The following is a 20,765-nucleotide window of genomic DNA, read 5'->3' as shown; positions in this document are numbered from 1 at the left end:
TGGAGGCCCGGGGCAGCCGAGCGCACGGTACTACTCGATGGCCGACCTGACAGCCATCGGTGACGCCGACGCGCCGACCGTCTGCTACGCCCGGGTGTCGAGCCACGACCAGAAGGCCGACTTGGACCGCCAGATGCTCGCCAAACGCCAAGCAACCGCCGCTGTAATTGCCGACGACCTTGGGCTTTACCATGCTGATAGCCAACAAGATTGAGTTGCGGCCGACGCCTGAACAGGCAACGTACCTCAATCAGTCATGCGGTGCGCGGCGGCATTGCTACAACCAACTGCTGGCCCACTTCAGCCAACCGGGCGTCAAGTGGTCGAAGGCCGCAGCCTATCAGTATTACATGGCGGTCCTGCGCGTTGAGTTTCCGTGGTACTCCGACGTCTCCAGTCGGGTGACGCGCAATGCGATTGACGACCTCGATCGCGCCTACCAGCACTTCTTCCGGCGGGTGAAGGCGAAGGCCAAGAATCCCGGCTACCCGCAGTTCAAGAAGCGTCGCGCGGTTCTGCACGAACTGTCCGACCAGCTGACCCGCACCTATCAGGTCATCACCATTGAGGACCTGAACGTCTCAGGGATGGTTAGAAACCGCAGTCTCGCACGTTCCATTTCCGATGCAGGGTTCGGCGAACTGCGGCGGCAGATTGAGTACAAGGCCGCATGGCGCGGCGTGACCGTCGTCATCGCGGACAGATTCTTCCCGTCCTCGAAGATGTGCCACGCCTGCGGGCAGGTTCATGATATGCTGCTCGCTCAGCGGACAATGGAATGCGACTGCGGCAGCGTCATGGACCGCGACCTCGACGCCGCCAGGAATCTCGATCGTTATGGGTTGGATCGTCTGGACGCGCTCAAGCCGGACGTTAAACGCACGCAAGAGTCAGGTAAGACGGTTTCGGCCGCGCTGGCGTTGACGGCGTGAATACGCTTGAGATAAGTGAATATTATCTCAGACGTTTATGAGCGGCATCATGGGCGGAAAGACCGGGTCGGTCGCACTCTTCTTACGCAACCTCCCTCCTGATACCAGCCGCAAGGACTTGCAGGCCTTCGTGCGCGTCGCACTGCGTGAGGTCGGCGTGCGTACCCTACCCTTCGTCAACATCTGCGCCAACGCCAGCATCATGCGTATCACCGACCTGGCGACCGGTACGACCGAGTATCATGGACTGATCGAGGTCCGGCCCGCGCGCCTTGCCATGCTGGCGATCCGGGTTCTGAATGGCAGGACGCTACATGACAGTCCAATCGAGGTCCGCCGCTATCGCCAGCGCTCCCCCTGGGGCGAGCATCGTCAGCGCCAACAAGAGGCCAGCGGGTCCGGTACCGTGGTCGCGCGCCCCCTGGTGGAACGACGCCGCGAACACCTCAGGATCGACCTGGTCAGGTCGACCCCGACCGCCCCCGCCCTCATCGAGACCGGCCCCGATCTGAGGGCCTTCACCTGAGTCGACCCGGGGGTCGGCCCTGGGGTGCGATCAGAACTGATGTGGTGACCGAGATCCCTGGTACGTTGTCGTTGTCGTTGTCGTTGTCGAATAATCCGACCACGATTACGACAACGACAACGACGCCCGGTCCGTGAGAACGTCTGGTCGCCCCCCAGCCCTACCCTCACCAGCCCCGGTCGCGAACCACCTGCACCACCGCCCGACAGAGCGCGTTGAGGTCCGCGGGGTCGATCACATAGGGCGGCATGAGATAAATCAGGCGCCCAAAGGGCCTGACCCAGACCCCCAAATCCACGAAGCGCGCCTGGATCGGCCGCATCGGCGCCGGCGCCTGCAGCTCCACCACCCCGATGGCGCCGAGCACCCGCACGTCCTCCACCCCGGGCACCCCGCGGCAGGGCGCCAGCCCCTCCGTCAGTGCCGCCTCAATGCGCGCGACCGCACCCCGCCAATCACCCGCGCACAGCAGTTCGATGCTCGCATTCGCCGCCGCGCAGGCCAGCGGATTGGCCATGAAGGTCGGGCCGTGCATGAAGGCCCCCGGATCACCGGCCGCAATGCCGTCGGCCACCTGCTCGCTCGCAATGGCCGCGGCCAGCGTCAGATAGCCGCCGGTCAGGGCCTTGCCGACCGTCATGATGTCTGGACTGATCCCGGCCTGTTCACAGGCGAACAGGGTCCCGGTGCGGCCGAAGCCGGTGGCGATCTCGTCGGCGATCAAGAGCACGCCATGGCGGTCGCACAGGGCGCGAACCTCGCGCAGGTAGTCCGCGCAGTAGAAGCGCATCCCCCCGGCGCCCTGGACGATGGGCTCGAGGATCACCGCCGCCAGTTCATCGCGGTGGCGCGCGATCAGGTCGGCGAAGACGGCGATGTGACGGGGCTCCCAGGGCTCACCGAAGCGGCCAGCCGGGACCGGGGCAAAGACCTGTTGCGGCAGCGCCGCACCCCACAGGCGGTGCATCCCGGAGCCCGGGTCGCACACCGACATGGCGTGAAAGGTATCCCCGTGGTAACCGCCGCGCACGGTCATCAACCGGTGGCGTCCTCCGTGCCCCTGGGCCTGCCAGAACTGGAGCGCCATCTTGATCGCCACCTCGACCGCGACCGACCCCGAGTCGCACAGAAAGACGTGCTGGAGCGGCTCCGGGGTCAGGTCCACCAGGTGCCTGACCAGGCGCGCGGCCGGCTCATGGGTCAGGCCCCCGAACATCACATGCGCCATGGACCCGAGCTGATCGCGCACCGCCTGGTTCAGCACCGGATGGTTGTAGCCATGGATGGCGCACCACCAGGAGGACATGCCGTCGATCAACTCGCGACCGTCCATCAGACGCAGCCGACAGCCCTGGGCCGAGCGCACCGGGTAGACGGGGTCCCGGTCGCGGGTCGAGGTATAGGGGTGCCAGGCGTGCGCTTGGTCGATGGCGAGGACTTGATCGATGTCCATGGAAGAATTAAGGGATCGCTTAGTAACAGGTCAAACAAGTCCGTCAGGGACTGCCGCTAGCGCGGTTTTCGTTGTCGTTGTCGTTTTCGTAATCGAGGTTATCATAGCGTCCCGAATTCTCTCGCGCCCTAGAGTGCATCGCTTCTCCGATTACGATTACGATTACGACAACGACAACGATATGGGTTTAGCTTGTTGTTGACTCGCTAATCAGCTGCCGGCAGCCAGTCCTCATCAAGGATCTCTTCAAGGCGATAAGGACACACGATCGGAAAGAGGTGCCGCTCCAAATCCGTTTCAATCACCGCATCATGCACTGCCTTGCGATAGACCTTGGTCACACCGTCATCATCCAGAGGCGTGCGCAAACTCGGAGACTGCTCCAGCAACCGTTCGATCGCGGTACGCTGATGGCTGATCGTCAATAACCAGCTCTTGGCGCGACGCTCCGGTTGAAATTGATACTTGAGCAGGTGCAGGAGCAACACTTGCAAACGACTCAACAGTTCCCGACGCTCACTCGCACTCATGCCCTCCAACTCCTCGGCGATATGTTCGACATCGAGTTCAGTCAGCTTACCGGCCCGCAGCAGCCGGGCATTCTGCAAGGCCCACGCATGGAAATCGGCTTCGTAAACCACTGTCGCAGTCATCGCTGTCTCCAGAAAATGGAATCCGGCCGGAGAGATCGGGGCCGCGATCCGGATCAGGATCGACTCAGGAGGCGGCCTGCGCCACGCTCTTCACCGGGCGCCGGGTGCCGATCCACTCGACCTGGGCCTGGGACCCGGCCGCGGGCTGGTCGCCCGGCTGGGCCTCGATCTGGGCCTGGATGGCGGTGATGGCGACGGTGTTGACGATGTCGGTCACGGTACAGCCGCGGCTCAAGTCATTCACCGGCTTCTTCAAGCCCTGGAGGATGGGGCCGATGGCCACGGCCCCGGAACTGCGCTGGACCGCCTTATAGATGTTGTTGCCGGTGTTCAGGTCCGGAAAGATGAAGACCGTCGCGTGTCCCGCCACCGTGCTCTCCGGCATCTTGGCGGCGGCCACGCTCGCATCGACCGCCGCATCGTACTGCATCGGACCATCGATATGCAGATCCGGTCGGCGCGCGCGCACGATCCGCACCGCCTCGCGCACCCGGTCCACGTCCTCGCCCTTACCGGAGCTGCCGGTCGAGTAGGAGAGCATGGCAATCAGGGGCACGACCCCGAAGGCCGCGGCGGTAGCGGCCGAGGAGATGGCGATGTCCGCGAGCTGCTCCGCGTCCGGGTTCGGATTGATCGCGCAGTCCCCGTAGACCAGCACCCGGTCCGGCATACACATGAAGAAGACGCTGGAGACCTGCTTGGTGCCGGGCGTGGTGCGGATCGTCTCAAAGGCCGGTCGGATGGTGTGCTGGGTGGTGTGATTCGCGCCCGAGACCATGCCGTCGGCGTCCCCGCAGTAGACCATCAGGGTGCCGAAATAACTCACGTCGACCAGCACGTCATGGGCCATCTGCTCGGAGATGCCCTTGTGCTTGCGCAGTTCATAATAGACCCGCGCATAGCGCTCCCGGTCAGGGGAGGTCGCCGGATCGATGATCCGGACCCCGTCGAGCGTGATGCCGAGTTCCGCGCAGCGCCGTGCAAGCCGCTCCGGGTTGCCCAGCAGGGTCAAATCCGCCACCCGCCGCAACTGCAGGATCTCGGCCGCGCGCAGCACGCGCTCGTCGCCCCCCTCCGGCAGTACGATGCGCCGGGGGATGGACTTGGCGCGGCGGATCAGTTGGTACTCGAACATCAGCGGCGTGATGCGCTCCGAATGCCGGACACTGATGCGCCCGCGCAGCTCGTCCACGTCCACGTTGGACTCGAAGACACCCAGGGCGGAGGCGATCTTGCGCTCGTCGCCGGGCAGGATGGTCGGCTCGATGCCATTGACGTTGAGGCTGGCCTGGAAGGTGTCCGCCTTCACGCTCAAGAGCGACAACTTGGTACGCTCCAGCCCCCCCAGCAGCCGCAGGACGCTGGGCGCCGGGTGCTGGCCGCCGGTCAGCAGGAGCCCGGCCACGCGCGGGTAGGACGATGACGCCTCCGCCGCCAGGCTCGCGAGGATGATATCGGAGCGGTCCCCCGCCGTGATGATCAGGCAGCCGTCCTTCACATGGTTGGTCAGGAACTCAGGTACCTCCATATCCGCCACCGTGTAGTTGGTGACCACCTGGTTCAGGGCATCGCCCGCCCCGTGCAGGCACTGGGCCCCCAGGGCCTGGCCGATCTCCCCCACCGTCGACATCCGCAGCGTCGGCTGCTCCGGCAGCACATAGACACTCTCTTGGGCCGACATCAGGGCGCGCGCGCGTTCCCGCACCTGGTCCAGGTACTTGGGCGCCACGCCATTGATGATGCAGGCCAGCACGTCCCCGCCCCGATTGCGCATCGACTCGTGTGCCAACTGCAGCGCCTGCACGGCATCATTGGGTTGGCGCCCGAAGCCCCTGACCACCACCACTAGGGCACAACCCAGGTTGTTGGCCAGGTCGGCGTTGAAGTCGAACTCCAGAGACGGCACCAGACCGCGGAAATCGGTCCCGGAAACCACCACCAGGTCGCACTCATCCTCGAGGCGCTTGTACTTGTCCAGGATCAGCTTGAGGAACTCGTCGTACTGCCCGCCCCCGATCAGTCTGCGCGCGACCGAGGCGGTGCAGCCATAGAGCATCTCCGGGGGAAACGGCAGGTCGTAGCGATCACGGATCAGGGATGTCAGGTTGTCGTCCAGCGGCCCCGTGGCCACCATCGGGCGAAAAAACCCCACCCGGCGATTGACCGCGTAGAGCATCTCCATGAAGCCCAGGATGACCGCCGCTTTACCGCTGCCGGCACTGGCCCCGGCGATGTAGACACTTTGCATTACTGCTCCTCCAATGAAGATTGGGTCGCAGCCCGGGGCTGGACGGCCCCTATGCTGCATTGCAGCAATTGTCGCACGTCATCACGAAAACGTGGGCAAGAATCTTCCCGGGCACGCCGCGAGGCCGGGCGCCCCGTGCAACGACAGAATTTTCGGTGCCATGGGTTGGGGTACAGCGCGCACCAGGTTCCGGTAGCGGGACCACCCGCCGCCGGTCTCGATCAAAACGCCGGCCGCGCGCGCGGGCGACCCCCCGGCCGCGACGGCTAGCACCCTGCGACGTGGGCAAAACAATGATCCCGACCGCCGGCCAGAACGATCGCCCCGGTCACTGCGTCGCCCCACAGACGGCCGTCTCCACGAGGCCGCAGAGCAGGTGCCCCAGCACCAGATGCGCCTCTTGGATTTTCGGGGTCTCGCCCGCGGGCACGGCCAGACAGTAGTCACAGCACGCGCCCATCGGACCATTGCGATTGCCCGTCAATCCGATGCAGATCAGCCCTCTGCGGCGCGCTTCGTGCAGGGCGGCGAGGATGTTGGGCGAACTGCCGGACGTCGAGTAAGCGATAAAGACATCACCCCGGCGCCCGTGCGCCTGGACCTGCCGGGCAAAGATCTGTTCAAAACCATGGTCGTTGCCGATCGACGTCAGGACGGACGTATCCGTCGTCAGGGCGATGGCGGCCAGACCAGGACGCTCGATCGCAAAGCGACCCACCAATTCTGCCGCAATGTGCTGCGCGTCGGCAGCACTACCGCCATTTCCCGCCAACAGGATCTTGCCCCCGGCCTTCAGACAGGCAACACAGGCCAGCGCCGCGCCCTCGATCGTAGCGATTAGGGCCGAATCTGCGAGCATCGCGGCCAATACCCGCCCGGTCTCGCGGATCTCGTCACCAATCCGATCACGCATGGTCTTGTCCATGGCGACTACCCTGCCCGCGAACAGGGCGGCAGTTGCCCTTGCGTTGAATCGTTCATCCATAGCCTGCGATTTCTATCAATAACTCAGTCGCTTAGATCGCCCCCCGCGGGCCGTATCGGCGGCCGGGCGACGCCCCCCCGGATGGTCTTCCGTGAGGACCGGTGCGAATTCCAGCGTAGACGAGTCTTCGCCTGGGCGCAATCCAGGATGGCCGAGGGGACCCGGGGCGCTCAGGCCGACGGGGCCGCGCCGCGTTCACGCGCCAGCAGCCGCTCGGTGAGATAGAGGGCGGCGAGCGAGCGCGCCTCGTCGAAGTCGTCGCGCGCCAGCAGCGCGTCCAGTGCATCCAGGCGCCAGGGGACGACCTCGATGGGCTCGGGTTCGTCGCCGGGCAGGCGACTGGGGTAGAGTGTGCGGGCGAGGACGATCAGGCTGCGGTGTCCGAGGTAGCCTGGTACCACTGAGACGCGGCCCAGGACCTGCAAGTCGCGGGCGGCGTAGCCGACCTCCTCCTGCAGTTCCCGGTTGGCGGCGGCCATGGGGTCCTCCCCGGGTTCCACAATGCCCTTGGGCAACCCCAGTTCATAGCGCTCGCTCCCGGCCCCATATTCGCGGATCAGGAGCAGGGTGTGGGCGTCCAGCAGGGGCACGATCAGCACCGAGTCGGCCCCGCCGGGGATGCGCTCGAAGGTGCGCCGGGCGCCGTTGGCGAACTCCAGGTCCACCTCCTCGACGCGAATGAGTCGACTGCGGGCGACCAGGCGCCGGGCGAGGATCTTGGGGCTGGTGGACACGCGTAACGTCCCCTCAGCAGCGGGCGGGCGCGGCGGCGCGCCCTGGGCGGATGCCCCGGCAGGCACACAGAGTTTCAATCACGGGGACCGCGACCATGACCACGATCGACTGGGAACGCATCGACGACTGTTTTCTCGACATGGACGGGACCCTGCTCGACCTGCATTTCGACAATCATTTCTGGCTTGAACACGTCCCGCGCCGGTACGCGGACGCCCAAGGACTCACGCTGGAGGCGGCCAAGACGCAACTGCGCACCCGCTACCAGGCGATCGAGGGGACGCTCGAATGGTACTGCGTCGACCACTGGAGCCGGGAACTCGGGTTGGACATCACCCGCCTCAAGGCCGAGGTGGACCACCTGATCGCCGTCCACCCGCATGTCGTGGACTTTCTCACCGCCCTGGCCGAGCGCGGCAAGCGCCGGGTGCTGGTGACCAACGCCCACCAGAAAACCCTGGCACTGAAGCTCGACCGCACGCGCCTCGCCGGCCACTTCGAGCGCATCATCTCCGCCCATGATCTGGGGCTGCCGAAGGAGGACCCGGCCTTCTGGCCGCGCCTGCGCGCGGTGCGACCCTTCGACCCGGCCCGCACCCTGTTCATCGACGACAACCCGCGCGTCCTGCGCGCCGCGCGTATCTTCGGCATGGGCTCGCTGCTCGCGGTGCTGAAGCCCGACTCGCGGGCGCCGCGGCGGGTGCAGGACGAGTTTCCGGCGATCGGCGATTTCGCGGAACTGCTCCCGGGGCTGCGCGCCTGAGCCGGGATGGTCCGCACAGCGGACCCTACGGCGCGGCCCGCGTTCATTCGCGAACAACCGCTCCCCCTCTGTCGGGATCAAGACTCGTCGGGCTCGCCGCCCGGCCCTCCCAGCGTCGGGATGGCTGGTTGCTCATCCCCCGCCCTGGCGCCCGGCTTGCGGCGCCGACGCCGCCGCTTCTTGGCGGGGTCGGCGGCCGTGTCCGTCGGCACCGCTGCCGACTCAGACGGCCCCGGGACACCGGGCGGAGCATTCGGCGGGGTGACCGAGGTCAAGGCCGCCTGCTCGGGCGCACGGCGCGCCCGGCGCGGCGGCCGGGCCGGGGGCGGCGTCGCCACCACGGGGGCGTCGGCGACCGGCAGGGCCGCGGTGGGCGCCGCGGTCGGCTCCCGGTCCGCGGCCGGCGGCCGTTCCTCGGACCCCGGGCGTGGGCGCTCCCCGGTCCCCGGTCCATCCCGGCGGCCGCGACCGGGTGGAGCGCCGCGGCTGTCGCGCGCCGCACCACGCGGCCCGTCACGGCCCGGCGCCCCGCCGCCGGGGCGGGGACCGCGGCCGTCGCGGTCCGAACGGTATTCCCGATCCTCCCGGTCCGGACGCAACCGGCTGCGATAGTCGATCTCGGGCAACAGGGATGACTCCACCGGCGCCACCGGCACCTTGGCGCCGATGAAGCGCTCGATGTCCGGCAGGCAGAAGGCGTAGGTCTCGCACACGAAGCTGATGGCATCGCCGGCCGCCCCGGCGCGGGCGGTGCGCCCGATGCGGTGGACATAGTCCTCCGCGTCCTCCGGCAGGTCATAGTTGACCACATGAGTCACGTCCGGGATGTGCAGGCCGCGCGCCGCGACATCGGTGCCCACCAGCACCGGCAGGTCGCCGTCGGTGAAGCTCTTGAGCAGCTTCAACCGCTTCTTCTGGGGCACGTCGCCGGACAGCACGGCGGTGGCGATGCCGTTGCCCTGGAGGTAGCCCCAGACCCGGTCGGCCTCCCGCTTGGTGTTGACGAAGACCATCACCCGCGGGGCCTCCCAGGTCCGCACCAACCCGATCAGCAGCGGGATTTTCTCAGAATTGGCGGTCATGTAGCAGCGCTGACGCACCCGGTCGGCCGTGATCTTCTCCGACTCGATCTTCACGAGCTGGGGGTTGTTCATGTGCTCGTAGGCGAGTTCCAGGACCCGGTAGGACAGGGTCGCGGAGAACAGCATCCCCAGGCGCTCCTCCGGGGGCGGCATGTGCCGCAGCAGGAAGCGGATGTCCTTGATGAAGCCCAGGTCGAACATGCGGTCGGCCTCGTCCAAGACCACCACCTCGACCCGGCCGAGACTGAAGACGTGCTGCTTGAAGTAGTCGATCAGGCGCCCGGGGGTGCCGATCAGGATGTCGACCCCCGCGGCCAGGTGGTCGCGCTGCTCCTGGTAGCCGGTACCGCCGAACACCAGCCCCACGCGAAATCCGGTGTGACGGGCGAGCAACAGGGTATCCTTATGGATCTGCACCGCCAGTTCCCGGGTCGGCGCCACGATCAGGGCGCGCGGCTGGGACTGGTGGCTGGACGGCGGCGGCTGCGACGCCAGCAGGCGCTCCAGGATCACCAGGAGGAAAGCAGCGGTCTTGCCGGTGCCGGTCTGGGCCTGGCCCGCGACGTCCTGGCCCGTCAGGGCGATCGGCAGCGTGGCGGCCTGAATCGGGGTGCAGTGGGTGAAGCCGGCATCGGCCAGCCCCTCAAGAACACTGAGATCCAGGTCGAAGTGGTCGAACCGGGTAGCGGTCAGGTGTTTCTCTGTCATTGAAATCCTTTATTTTTCGCTAAGTGCGGACCTCACCCAAGGCAAGGCTTGCAAATTCTTTGCGCTTTGGATCAAATAGCATCTTAACCCTTAGGCCCAAATCCGCGCCAATTTGCCCGCCGCCCGCCTGCCCCTGCCGCCGCGCGCGCCGGGGATTACCCGAGTCAGACCGAACCGTCCGGCCGGTCCCGCCCGAACCTCCAGCCGGCCAACGAGCCCGCGGGTCCTTGAGGCGCGGTCCCCCGACAACCATGCAAAACCAAAACGGAGCCGACTTCAGTGAGCGATTGCATCGTCCATGTGACCGATGTCTCTTTCGAGGATGAGGTACTGAAATCCTCCAAACCCGTCCTGGTAGACTACTGGGCCGATTGGTGCGGGCCGTGCAAGATGATTGCCCCCATCTTGGACGAGATCGCCGATGAGTACGCCGGCCGCCTCAAGGTGGTCAAGCTCAACATCGACGAAAACGCCAAGACGCCCCCCCTGTACGGCATCCGCGGCATCCCGACACTGATGCTGTTCCGTGAGGGCGAGGTGGAGGCGACCAAGATCGGCGCGGTCTCCAAGTCGCAGTTGACGGCCTTCATCAACAGCAATCTCTGACCCCTGCCAACGGACCCCGGGGCGCGCGGCCACGGCCGCCGACCCGGGTCCGGCAGGTTTCGTCTCCGTGCCTTCTTAATCCTCCCTGATGAGGATTCGGCAGATACGGCTAACGACATGCTACCAAGCCCCCACGCGGCGTTCGTCCGGACGCCCCTGCGCGGTGTACAGCACCCCGAGCCGTCCCCCCTTGACGCCGATCCCTCGCGGGATGCCCAACACCTCCCCTGACCTCTGCCTCAGAAGACCCGAATGAATCTAACCGAACTGAAAAAAACGCCGGTGCCCGAGCTGGTCGAACTGGCGCAGTCGATGGAAATCGAAGGTGTCGGCCGCTCCCGCAAACAGGACCTGATCTTCGCCATCTTAAAGGCCCAGGCCAAGCGCGGCGAGGACATCTCCGGCGACGGCGTGCTGGAGATCCTGACCGACGGCTTCGGCTTCCTGCGTTCCGCGGACGCCTCCTATCTGGCCGGCCCCGACGACATCTATGTCTCCCCAAGCCAAATCCGGCGCTTTGCACTGCGCACCGGTGACACCATCTCCGGCAAGATTCGGCCCCCCAAGGATGGCGAGCGCTACTTTGCGCTGCTCAAGGTCAACGACATCAATTTCGACCGACCCGAGAACGCCAAGTCGAAGATCCTGTTCGAGAACTTCACCCCGCTCTTTCCCCAGAAGCGGCTCGGCCTGGAGATCGGCAACGGCAGCACCGAGGACATCACGGCACGCACCATCGATCTCGTGGCACCCATCGGCAAGGGTCAACGCGGCCTCATCGTGTCCCCGCCCAAGGCCGGTAAGACCATGATGTTGCAGAACATCGCTCAGTCCATCGGGCACAACCACCCGGACTGCTACCTGATCGTGCTCCTGATCGACGAACGCCCGGAAGAGGTCACGGAGATGTCGCGCTCGGTGCGCGGCGAGGTCATCTCATCCACCTTCGACGAACCCGCCACCCGCCATGTCCAGGTCGCCGAGATGGTGATCGAGAAGGCCAAGCGTTTAGTCGAGCACAAGCGCGACGTGGTCATTCTGCTCGACTCCATCACCCGGCTTGCACGCGCCTACAACACCGTGATCCCCTCCTCCGGCAAGGTGCTCACCGGCGGCGTGGACGCCAACGCCCTGCAGCGCCCCAAGCGCTTCTTCGGCGCCGCCCGCAACGTGGAGGAAGGCGGCAGCCTCACCATCCTCGCCACCGCGCTGGTGGACACCGGTTCACGCATGGACGACGTCATCTACGAAGAGTTCAAAGGCACCGGCAACATGGAGATCCACATGGACCGGCGGATCGCCGAGCGGCGCATCTTCCCGTCCATCAACATCAACCGCTCCGGCACCCGCCGCGAAGAGCTCCTGATGCCCGCCGCCGAGCTGCAAAAGATGTGGATCCTGCGCAAGATCCTGCACCCCATGGACGAACTGGCCGCGATGGAATTCCTCCACGACAAGCTCAAGGCGACCAAGACCAATGGGGAGTTCTTCGACTCGATGAAGGGGTAGGATCCGCTGCGCGGACCCCGCCAGGCTCCGGACCGCTGAGATTCAGGGTTCGACGAGGGCAGACACCCGATCGATTACCGCGTGGGCGTGACCTGCCGCCGTCTGTGCCTCCGCCCGGTTGAACGCCTCCCCGGGGGTCAGACCCGCCAGGGCGTCAGGATACCGGGTGGGGATATAGAGCTTGTCGAGTGCCAGGGCCGAGTCCCGGAGCCCGCTCAGCGCCGCCCCGAGGTCGTCCGGGAGGTCCCGGATCAGCCGGGTCAGCGAATGGCCCCAGGGGTCCAGGTCCTGCCCGAACCAATGTGCCTTGAGCGCCTTCTCCCCCGCCTGCTGCGCGAGAAAGGCCGCCTGGGCGAACTTACCCGCCGCAATCAGGGCCTCGGCCGCCTCCAGGTCGTCACGCGCCTGACGCAGCCAGCGGTCCGCGTCCTCCCGCACCCGTTCAGCGCTCATAAAGCACCCGCCCCTCGGCCAGAATGCGCCGGATGAACGGCCGGTGCGACATGGCAGCAAGCTCCCCCGGGGTCAGCACCACCGGCTCCACCGGCCAGGGGCTGTCCTGCAGCAGCCGCAGCACCCGCCCGATGCGCTCCAGTGGTCCATCCGTCGTCTCGCACACCAGGAGCAGATCGAGATCCGAGCGCCGGGTCGCGGTCCCGCGGGCGCGCGAACCGAAGAGCAGCACCAGGCTCGGATCGAAGGCCGAGCGCAGCCTGAGCACGGCGGCATCGAGCCACTGCGCCGCGGATTGCGTCTGCTGTGCCGACTGGTCGGGCATGACGATTGACCATTGGGTATGGGCTTCCAGTCTAGCAGACCGGGGACCGGGGCAGGCTGCGCAAGCCGACGGCGCTTGGTCCGCACAGCGGACCAAGAACCTCCCGGCAAGCGAGGCAGCCTGCCCAATGGCCCCGCTCCCACCCGCTCGAGGTATGCTCTACGGATCGACCCGCCCGGGAGCCCGCGCCATGAACGCTCGCACCAAACCCCGTCCCAGCCTCTACGAGCAACTGGAGGCACTGCCCGAAGGGCTGACGGGCGAAATCCTCGACGGCCAACTCTACACCCAACCACGCCGGGCTTGGCCCCATGTCGTCACGGCGTCCGGGCTCGGCTACGAACTGATCGGACCCTTCCAGCGGAGCCGTGGCGGCCCTGGCGGCTGGTGGATCGTCGATGAACCGGAATTACATTTCATTCGCGATGCCGAGGTCGATGTTCCGGACCTGGCGGGCTGGCGGCGCGAGCGCATGATCACGCATCCCCCCGTGCATCGCATCGAGGTCGTACCCGATTGGGTCTGTGAAGTCCTCTCCCCGTCGACCGAGAGCAAAGACCGCAAGGTCAAGATGCCGATCTACGCGAAGTTCCGCGTTCCCTACGCCTGGTTGCTCGATCCCATCGCGCACACCCTGGAAGCCTACGCCCGCGAAGCCGGCGCCTGGCGCGAGATCGGCCGCTTTGTCGGCGCGGCCCAGGTGTCGGTCGCGCCCTTCGATGCGGTGACAATCAATTTGGCCGATCTCTGGGGACCGAGCGCGTAGAGCGGGATGGCGCCCAAACCGCGAACCTTAGGCCGTGACCCGGTGGGAGCGGGTTCAGCCGCGACGCGATCTCACAAGCTGCCATGGCCTCGTCGCGGCTGAAGCCGCTCCCACGGGGACTTTCAGGGGCCGAAGCGATGATCAAGGCCCCCGGCAACCGTCGCCCTACCCCGCCACCTCATCCCGCACCCGCCCCGGCGGCCAGCGCCAGGCGACCCAGCGGCGATAGAGCGGCACCCAGAAGCGGTAGGTCGGCCCGTCACGCTCCAGGACCTCGTCATCCGCCAGGCGCTCCAGGCAGCGAAAGGTCTGCTCGCGGGGCTGGCTCAGGCGCGTCTCGGCCATGGCCGACTCGATGCCGTCGATATCCAACTGACGCCGGTTGGTTTCATCCGTCGCCCAGGCGAGGGCGGCGAGCACCCGATGGGTGGCCGGGTCGCTGTCATCCCAGTGATTCTCGAAGGCGGCATTGGTCTCTTGCTCCACCACCGACTTGACCGCCCGGTCGAAGTCGTTGGTATCCACATAGTCGCTGCGTTCCTCGCCGCGGCGGACCTGTTCATTGAAGGCGTTGATCAGGTTGGCGCCAATCAATTGCAGTAGTAATGGCTGGCCGCGGGTCAGGCGATAGCCATCCGCCAGGACGGCCGGGTCGTATTCCAGGATGCCGCGTGCCGGCTTCTCCAACACCTCGGCGGACTCGCCCGCGCTCAGATAGCTCACCGTGCGGAACTGGGCGGTATTGAACAGGATGGAGAAATAGTCCCGGCCCATGGCCTTGAGCCTGGTGGTACCACAGAAGAGCAGCACCGTCGGGTATTGGGGCTCCTGCATCAGCGCGCGCAGGAAGCCCGGCAGCAGGTCGCCCAGGCGGCGCTCCGGGATCAGGTCGGCCTCGTCGAGCATCAGCAGGAAGCGCCTGGGGCCGAGCGGTCCGCGGGCACCTTGCAGGAAGGACTTGAACGCGGCATAGGGCTCGGCCCGATCCAATTCAGGTGCGGACTGGCCGAGCAGCCTCGCCATCCCCCCGGCTGCCTCGCTCAAGAAATCGTATTCGCTCCCGGCCCCCTGGATATTGATCGCGACCGGCAAGAGCCCGGTCCCGGACAACCCGTCGCGCGCCAACTTGTTCAGCAGACTGGTCTTACCGATCCGCCGCTGGCCGACCAGTACCACCGCTGGCTTGCCGTCCGGTTGCAGCCATAGACCCCGCAACCAGTCGATGAGGTCGGCACGGCCGACGAATACGCGGTCGCTCCCCAGACCTTCGCCGGTCACATAGGGCTGATAGTCCGGGGTGCGATAGGGCCGCCCGGCCCTGGCGATCTCGATCTGGAAGGCGAACGGGAGCGCGAAGGGATTGCCGTCCAGGTCTTCGGCGTCCAGGCGGCCGGCGATGCGCACCGCGCCCTCGGACGCCGCCTGGAAGTCGAGCCCCAGATCCGCCTCCTTGCCCCCCTCCAGCAGGTCCAGACGAGCGTGGTCATGGACCCAGACGATGTCGGCGGTCGGGTCCAATGTGACCCGGACCGAGCGGGCCGGCTCGGCGCTGCGGTTGCAGACACGCAGCTTCAGCCGCTGGTCCCCGCGGACGAAGCGGACCGCGGGGGCCTCGATTGCCAGATTCAGCCATTCGCGCGCCTGACGCGCCTCCGCCTCCAGCAGGCTGATCCAGTGGGCGGCCAGTTCAGACCCGATCCCCTTCCAGTAGTCCGGCAGACCGTCCCAGGCGAGTTGACGCACGCGCTCCGCGCGCGACTCCAGCAGCCGACGCCTGGCGACGGGGCTGGTCAGTGCGCGGTAGTCTTGGGCCAGGCTATCCAGTGCGCCGGTCAGGTCATGGACCAGGCGCCAGCCGCCGGCGAGCCAGTCGTTCGGCCGGGTCAGCATCGACATGGTCGCGCCTGACCATTGACGGAGTTCGATGGGGGGCGCGAGCAGCGCCAGGCAATCGCATAGTTCACGAAATTCGCGGCATTGGGCGTAGTCGGAGAGGGTGCCGAGCCGCTTCAGCGCATACTCGATCCTTCGGTCCAGTGGTTGCATAAGGATCGACTGCAGCGTCGGTTCGCCATAGCTTGGACGCGGGTTCCGGGCAAGACCGAACAGGCCAGCCAGGGCCAGGGGCCAAGCGCGTCGATGGCCGATGTCGAGTAGCAGAGGCGCCCCTTGTGCCGAGAGCCGGGCCAGGACATAGGCGTCCGGCATCGCTGATTGGAACATTACGTCGCGCCACGGGCCCGCCAAGAGCGCGGTGACGGCGCAAGCGGCCGGCCCAGAGGGCTTCAGGCACGCCAGCGTGAGTGCGTTGGTCCCGACGGCGACCGCCCCGCAGAACGGCAGCGCCGTCTGCGGTTCGTTCGCGAGAAGACGGGCGGCGCGCCGTGCGGCGGCGAACTGGAGGGTGCCGAACTGGATCTGCTGTATGGCCTCCAGGGCTGCACTGCCGCCACGCTCGCGCCCGAGTCTCAGAAGCCAGTCCCCCAGCCCCGGCAGCGGGAAGGCACAGGTCTGCCAGCGGAACGGGAGCGTACCGCCAAGCCAATCCGGCCCTCGGAGGGCGGCGCCACCAACGCCCGCGGGCCGGAACTGCCGGAGCGCAACCAGGGCCGCGAAGGGCCACGCGGGCAGGCCGGTCAAGACCACCGGCGCGAGTGCGCAATAGATGGCTATCTCGTCCAGCTTTGCATCCAAGCCAGCGATAGTGGGCCCGAGCCAATATGCCGCCACGGTTAACGGCAGGTAGAGCGCCCAGGGAAACCAGAGCCAGTACGTTTGGGATTCCGCCGCGATCCGCTGGTCGCGTCTTGAGCGTCTCCTGGCAATACCGGTCCGTTCGTTAAGGAAAGAGCCCGCCAAGGCGCCGACAGCGAGCGCCAGACAGAGACCCAGCCCCCATTGGGCCATCTCCGCCGAATCAGCTTGGGGCAGAAACGCGAAGCCGGCGATTGGCAATCCGATTATCGATAGCAGCGGGTGCAACAATCGGGTGGGATCTTTCAGACTCGAAGGACCGCGCCATTTAATCAGCGCAGATGCAACCGAACCTCCACCTACGGCGAGAGCAAGAACATGTACCGTTGAGCCATCAAACCAAACGCCAATTAAGCAACCGATTGTCGCGAACATGATCAACTGACCGCCGGTGTAAAGCGCACCGCGAGCGACAGCGGCACCGCCGTAGAACAAACCAGCAGCAGCGACGGTTATAGCGACAGGAGCGGCGAAATGCCCGGCCACAGCCACAACGGCAGCAGCGGCTACAAAGACTGCACGAAAAGCAGCAAAACAGAAAACGGCAGCGTCAGCGTTAGCCGTGCTGTCCACGGAAGCGGTAGACGCAGCGTCAGCCGCAGCTATAGCGGCAGCGGCAGCTACATGCGCAGCGCCAAATTCAGCAATCGCGGCAGCATAACCATCGGCGGCAACCGGAGCTTCAACGGCAGCCTCAACCGCAGCGGCAGCGGCAGCGGCAGCGAAAGAGGCAGCGGCAGTTCTCGTTTCGGCGGCAGCAACAGTGACAACAGCGCCAGCAGCATTGCTAGCGGCAGCAGCAACGGCAAAGCCAGTGAAACCGACAACGACAGCGACAGCGAAAAGATATACAAGAGTCAGCACCCAGACTGAATTCACGTCACCGGTCGAGGCCCAGACCAGGACGCCGATCAGCGCGCCCCAGAAACCTCCGCCCAACATACCTGCAATCAACTCCGCGCTCGGCGCCTTGTCGATGCGGTCGGACAAGTCCATCGGCCGCAACCACAACTCCAAGGGCCAGAGCCAGAACCGCCGCAGGACATAAACGGCCGTCTCGCGCCCGGTCATTGGTGATCGCCCCCGGTCTCACCCGGCTCGCCACCGAGCCCCTTGAAAGCGCGATGCACCCGCCCAACGCGGCCCGCCCATTCCTCAAGCGTCTTGAACACCACGCCGGCGGCATCTCCGCCCTGCTTGATCCCGGCAAGCGCCTTCTCCATCGTGAGACCCGCGGGCATCCATCCCGGGATCAATTCGGCGAATTCGGCGCACAGCGGCAGTCCCTCGGCCGTGACCAGCCCGCGCAGTCTCATGTCGCACAGTACATGATCCTTCGCCAACTCAACCCCGGTGGCCGCCTGCATCAGGATGCGCCATTCTTCCTTGCCGTGCCGCTGGGTCCACAGGTCCTCCAGATAGTCCCTCAGCCCTTGGGCGATCCGGTCCCAGTTCGGCTCGTAGCCCCCGGCCCAGGCGCTCCAGAGGTCCGCCAGGACCAGTTGGATCAGTGCGGGATGACGGCCCGTGAGCGGCACGATTCCCCCGGTCCAGCGCCCGTCCAGGTCGGGCGGTGGTGGCACCGGCAGACTGAGCCCGAGCGGCCCCAGGGCCAGGGCGCGCGCCTGGTCCTCAGCGAGCAGGCCGATGTACTGCGGAAAGCCGAAGATATTCCAGAAGGACGACTCATAGATCCGGTGCTCCCGACACAGTTCCTTGAGCGGCCGGCGGCTGGAGATCAGATAGCCGAAGCGGTATTCGGGCCGGTCGCCCAGGGCGCGCAGGTTGCTGAAGAAGTCGGAATTGAACGATTCAACGCCCGTGATGCGCTCCAACTCGTCCAGCAGCAGGACGAAACGCAGGCCGTCGCGCGCCAGGGGCCGGATGAAGTCGCGCAGACCCGCGTAGTCCCGGACCTCGCCCTGGGTCTTGCCCTTGGTGGCCGGCTTGGGGCGGGGTGCGTGGGCGGTTGCGTCCAGTGCGCCCAGGATGGCGAGATGCAGCCCGCCAAAGAAACGCTCAGGGCAGGCCTGGCCCCAGTCCTGGGTGGTGGCGTGGATGCACACCAAGTCCGGCTCGGCGGCGAGCGCCTGCCAGACCTGGTTCAGAAACGACGACTTACCGAATCGCCGCTCCCCAAGCACCGAGACGCTGCCGGGCTTGTCCGGCCGACGCAGGACGCCCAGGGTCTCCGCCAGTTCGCGCTCCCGGCCGAAGAAGACCGGGGAGTCGGGCGGCAGCGAGTGCCCGGTGACATAGGGGTTGCGCCCCGGCACGATGCGCGCGAGGCGCTCCGTCTGGCTTGCGAGTCCGGGATGATCCGCGCGGCCCAGTTGGGCCTTGAAGTCCGCCATGGTCCGCTCCGTTGCTGGGGGTCGGTGACAGGTGGATTAAATCACCTATCGGGGTCCGGGGAGAAGGGGCGCGGTGGTCTGACGTTCAGGCTGTCTCGTTGGCGATGCTCAACGCCTGCCGATAGACCGCATCGCTCAACCAAAAGCCGGCATTTGAACGCAAGGCATCCAAGCTCGGACGGACGGCCAACAGGAGCCCGCGCTCCTTTGCGCGGAGCAGCACGCCGACGACCCCCATGGTCCGCAGACCCATGCGCTGGGCCCGGTGCCGACCGTCGCGCTCGTCCATCAAGACCAACGTTGCGCCGATCTCCAGACCCAGGGCGATGGTCTCCGACTCGCCCGCATCGAGGTCCTGGCTCAACGCTAACACCAGCGAGCGGTTTTCGATGCGGTGACACTCGACCCAGGGGGCCGCGGCAACCTCTGCCCGGCCAGGCCAATCATGCCCGTCCCCTTCCAGTTCCAGCCGCACGGCCTCGGCGATATGCAGCCGCCCAAACAGGCGCTCCAGCAGTCCCATCGCTCCGATCGCGGCGAGGTTGGTCAGTGGCGAGGTATTGCTGACGACGCCGGTCATGACTCGGCCTGGCGCAACTCGCTCAAGACAGCGAGGTCTTCCGCCAGGTCAGACTCATCGTAATGCGGCGGGATGTGCCGGGAGCCTAACAATTGACGGAATTCCCATAGCGACAGACCGGCAAGTTCCCGTGACTTGCCGATGGACAGGCGCCGTTGGGCGTAGAGCGCCAGTGCCAGTTCCTGCTTGACCTCCTGCACCGACAACCGTGCGGAGTCCAGGACATCGGTCGGGATCTCGATTTGGGCGACTGCCATGGGCGGTTCCTGACGGGTTGTGCATTGGCGGAGTTTGATCCAGGGTATACTACCGCGTACAGGTCCGGGTAGTCGACCGACACGGCCGGTGGCGCGAGCGGCCCGCCCTAAGCGCCCTGCCCCGCCAAGCGCTCGATCGCGCCGACCGGCAAGTAGAGTCGGGGGCTTCCCGGTTGGAGCGGCAGAAAGCCGAAGCGCTGATAGAAACCCGCGGCATCGGGCTTGGAGTCGACGATAACGCAGCGCACCCCAAGGATCTTCGCGGCGCGCAGGCTTTGCTTCAGGGCATGAATCAGCAGGCGCGAACCGACGCGCAGCCCGGCCTCTCGGGCGCGGGCATCGCTTGCCATGCGCCCTATCAATACGGCGGGGACGGGATACTTGGGCAAGCCCCGGCGAGCCTCGTCCGACCATTCCTCATGGCGAACCGAGGCCGCGGACAGGGTGTAGTAGCCCAGCACCCGCCCGCCGTCGTCCGCCGCGACATAGACCTGTACCAGGCCGTTGCGTATCCCCTGACCGGCATAGCGCCGCAGGTACTCATCCAGCCCCGCATGGCCGCAGGAGAACCCGGTGCGGTCGTGGCGGGCCGGTTCAAAGGGCCCGATGTTCACTCAAGACCAGCGTCGTGGTAGTCGCGCCAGGCCGCCTTGAGCGCCGGGTTGGGCTCGGGCGGGGCGTCCAGGGTGGCGACAAATGCCTGCCACTCAGCAGCGCTCAAGGTGAAGTGCCGGTGGGTCTGGAGGATGTCACGGGCCTTGTCCAGGGCCGCGTTCAGGACCAGGCCGGTCAGGGTGTTGCCGCTCACCTCAGCCGCTTCGACCAGCAGGCGTTTGGCGTTGGCGGGCAGACGAATATCGAAGCGTTCGATCGATTCGGACATGGGCATCACCGATACGGGATATACCCGTACAGATTAGCACATCCCAGGGCGCAGTGCGGTCCTGCAGCGGCAACCGGACTCAGAGACTTCGTTCGGGCGAGGGCAACGCTGGTCCGCACAGCGGACCCTACGGGCGCCCGTAGGGTCCGCTGTGCGGACCAGCGACCTGCCGTCCAGCAGGGTGGCCGGGGTT

22 protein-coding genes are annotated in these 20,765 nt (G+C 66.3%); 8 read left to right on the top strand and 14 right to left on the bottom strand.

What is annotated here, in order from left to right; all coding sequences use genetic code 11:
* The first annotated feature begins 37 nt into the window (after positions 1 to 37).
* Genes THSYN_RS35295 through THSYN_RS13265 form a run of 3 tightly spaced genes read left to right on the top strand, consistent with a single transcriptional unit; the run spans position 38 to position 1,458 of the window.
* On the top strand, positions 38 to 214 hold the full coding sequence (locus THSYN_RS35295) for a hypothetical protein (RefSeq protein ID WP_216644752.1): 177 nt from the start codon (positions 38 to 40) through the stop codon (positions 212 to 214).
* A complete protein-coding gene (locus THSYN_RS13270) occupies positions 192 to 932 on the top strand; it encodes an RNA-guided endonuclease InsQ/TnpB family protein (protein WP_100919572.1) in 741 nt (246 codons plus the stop codon). The genes THSYN_RS35295 and THSYN_RS13270 overlap by 23 nt, the downstream gene beginning before the upstream one ends.
* 37 nt (positions 933 to 969) lie before the next feature.
* Positions 970 to 1,458, top strand: a complete 489-nt coding sequence (locus THSYN_RS13265) for an RNA recognition motif domain-containing protein (protein ID WP_100919571.1) — start codon at positions 970 to 972, stop codon at positions 1,456 to 1,458.
* Positions 1,459 to 1,624: 166 nt separating this feature from the next.
* Here THSYN_RS13265 and bioA read toward each other — a convergent pair whose 3' ends face one another.
* The 5 genes from bioA to nudE all read right to left on the bottom strand — a co-directional run bounded on the left by bioA (position 1,625) and on the right by nudE (position 7,531).
* Positions 1,625 to 2,911: an adenosylmethionine--8-amino-7-oxononanoate transaminase gene (gene bioA, locus THSYN_RS13260; RefSeq protein WP_100919570.1), complete on the bottom strand. Its 1,287-nt coding sequence runs from the start codon at positions 2,909 to 2,911 to the stop codon at positions 1,625 to 1,627.
* A 206-nt stretch (positions 2,912 to 3,117) separates the two neighbouring features.
* Entirely contained in the window at positions 3,118 to 3,564 is a 447-nt protein-coding gene (locus tag THSYN_RS13255) for a DUF29 domain-containing protein (RefSeq protein ID WP_100919569.1), read from the bottom strand.
* A 64-nt stretch (positions 3,565 to 3,628) separates the two neighbouring features.
* Positions 3,629 to 5,812 carry a phosphate acetyltransferase gene (gene pta / locus THSYN_RS13250; protein WP_100919568.1) on the bottom strand — a complete coding sequence of 728 codons (2,184 nt, stop codon included), beginning with the start codon at positions 5,810 to 5,812 and terminating at the stop codon, positions 3,629 to 3,631.
* A 328-nt stretch (positions 5,813 to 6,140) separates the two neighbouring features.
* On the bottom strand, positions 6,141 to 6,725 hold the full coding sequence (locus THSYN_RS13245) for a D-sedoheptulose 7-phosphate isomerase (RefSeq protein ID WP_100922415.1): 585 nt from the start codon (positions 6,723 to 6,725) through the stop codon (positions 6,141 to 6,143).
* Between the two features lie 242 nt (positions 6,726 to 6,967).
* Positions 6,968 to 7,531: an ADP compounds hydrolase NudE gene (gene nudE, locus THSYN_RS13240; protein ID WP_100919567.1), complete on the bottom strand. Its 564-nt coding sequence runs from the start codon at positions 7,529 to 7,531 to the stop codon at positions 6,968 to 6,970.
* Positions 7,532 to 7,626: 95 nt separating this feature from the next.
* Here nudE and yrfG point away from each other — a divergent pair, with 95 nt between their 5' ends.
* A complete protein-coding gene (gene yrfG, locus THSYN_RS13235; protein ID WP_100919566.1) occupies positions 7,627 to 8,295 on the top strand; it encodes a GMP/IMP nucleotidase in 669 nt (222 codons plus the stop codon).
* A 77-nt stretch (positions 8,296 to 8,372) separates the two neighbouring features.
* Here the strand turns inward: yrfG and THSYN_RS13230 are convergent, their stop codons facing one another.
* Positions 8,373 to 10,085, bottom strand: coding sequence for a DEAD/DEAH box helicase (locus tag THSYN_RS13230; RefSeq protein WP_100919565.1), 1,713 nt, complete (start codon positions 10,083 to 10,085; stop codon positions 8,373 to 8,375).
* A 279-nt stretch (positions 10,086 to 10,364) separates the two neighbouring features.
* On the opposite strand from THSYN_RS13230, the gene trxA reads away from it, so the two are divergent.
* Together trxA and rho are read left to right on the top strand one after the other, a co-directional pair.
* The gene (gene trxA, locus THSYN_RS13225; protein WP_100919564.1) at positions 10,365 to 10,691 is read left to right on the top strand and encodes a thioredoxin TrxA; all 327 of its coding nucleotides are present in this window, start codon (positions 10,365 to 10,367) and stop codon (positions 10,689 to 10,691) included.
* Between the two features lie 252 nt (positions 10,692 to 10,943).
* Entirely contained in the window at positions 10,944 to 12,200 is a 1,257-nt protein-coding gene (rho, locus tag THSYN_RS13220; RefSeq protein WP_100919563.1) for a transcription termination factor Rho, read from the top strand.
* Positions 12,201 to 12,242: 42 nt separating this feature from the next.
* On the opposite strand, the gene THSYN_RS13215 is transcribed toward rho, so the two are convergent.
* A complete protein-coding gene (locus THSYN_RS13215) occupies positions 12,243 to 12,653 on the bottom strand; it encodes a HEPN domain-containing protein (protein ID WP_100919562.1) in 411 nt (136 codons plus the stop codon).
* Positions 12,643 to 12,978 carry a nucleotidyltransferase domain-containing protein gene (locus tag THSYN_RS13210; protein ID WP_100919561.1) on the bottom strand — a complete coding sequence of 112 codons (336 nt, stop codon included), beginning with the start codon at positions 12,976 to 12,978 and terminating at the stop codon, positions 12,643 to 12,645. Before THSYN_RS13210 ends, THSYN_RS13215 begins: the two co-directional genes overlap by 11 nt.
* Positions 12,979 to 13,168: 190 nt before the next feature.
* Between THSYN_RS13210 and THSYN_RS13205 the strand changes: the two genes are divergently transcribed.
* The gene (locus tag THSYN_RS13205) at positions 13,169 to 13,744 is read left to right on the top strand and encodes a Uma2 family endonuclease (protein ID WP_100919560.1); all 576 of its coding nucleotides are present in this window, start codon (positions 13,169 to 13,171) and stop codon (positions 13,742 to 13,744) included.
* Between the two features lie 165 nt (positions 13,745 to 13,909).
* Here the strand turns inward: THSYN_RS13205 and THSYN_RS13200 are convergent, their stop codons facing one another.
* Entirely contained in the window at positions 13,910 to 16,438 is a 2,529-nt protein-coding gene (locus THSYN_RS13200; protein WP_157817645.1) for an ATP-binding protein, read from the bottom strand.
* Positions 16,439 to 16,972: 534 nt separating this feature from the next.
* Between THSYN_RS13200 and THSYN_RS33825 the strand changes: the two genes are divergently transcribed.
* Positions 16,973 to 17,371, top strand: a complete 399-nt coding sequence (locus THSYN_RS33825; protein WP_157817644.1) for a hypothetical protein — start codon at positions 16,973 to 16,975, stop codon at positions 17,369 to 17,371.
* Positions 17,372 to 17,565: 194 nt separating this feature from the next.
* Here THSYN_RS33825 and THSYN_RS13195 read toward each other — a convergent pair whose 3' ends face one another.
* The 5 genes from THSYN_RS13195 to THSYN_RS13175 all read right to left on the bottom strand — a co-directional run bounded on the left by THSYN_RS13195 (position 17,566) and on the right by THSYN_RS13175 (position 20,572).
* A complete protein-coding gene (locus tag THSYN_RS13195) occupies positions 17,566 to 18,852 on the bottom strand; it encodes an ATP-binding protein (protein WP_100919558.1) in 1,287 nt (428 codons plus the stop codon).
* An 85-nt stretch (positions 18,853 to 18,937) separates the two neighbouring features.
* Positions 18,938 to 19,432 carry a PIN domain-containing protein gene (locus THSYN_RS13190; RefSeq protein WP_100919557.1) on the bottom strand — a complete coding sequence of 165 codons (495 nt, stop codon included), beginning with the start codon at positions 19,430 to 19,432 and terminating at the stop codon, positions 18,938 to 18,940.
* Positions 19,429 to 19,689 (bottom strand): UPF0175 family protein, encoded by a 261-nt coding sequence (locus THSYN_RS13185; protein WP_100919556.1) that lies wholly within the window; start codon positions 19,687 to 19,689, stop codon positions 19,429 to 19,431. Before THSYN_RS13185 ends, THSYN_RS13190 begins: the two co-directional genes overlap by 4 nt.
* A 107-nt stretch (positions 19,690 to 19,796) precedes the next feature.
* Complete coding sequence (locus THSYN_RS13180) at positions 19,797 to 20,303, bottom strand: GNAT family N-acetyltransferase (RefSeq protein WP_100919555.1); 507 nt, start codon at positions 20,301 to 20,303, stop codon at positions 19,797 to 19,799.
* Positions 20,300 to 20,572 carry a type II toxin-antitoxin system TacA family antitoxin gene (locus THSYN_RS13175; RefSeq protein ID WP_100922414.1) on the bottom strand — a complete coding sequence of 91 codons (273 nt, stop codon included), beginning with the start codon at positions 20,570 to 20,572 and terminating at the stop codon, positions 20,300 to 20,302. Before THSYN_RS13175 ends, THSYN_RS13180 begins: the two co-directional genes overlap by 4 nt.
* Between the last annotated feature and the right edge of the window lie 193 nt (positions 20,573 to 20,765).

This window comes from Candidatus Thiodictyon syntrophicum (assembly GCF_002813775.1).
Lineage (GTDB): Bacteria > Pseudomonadota > Gammaproteobacteria > Chromatiales > Chromatiaceae > Thiodictyon > Thiodictyon syntrophicum.
The sequence above is the reverse complement of the archived record's forward strand: the minus strand, read 5'-3'. Positions and strand labels throughout refer to the sequence as shown.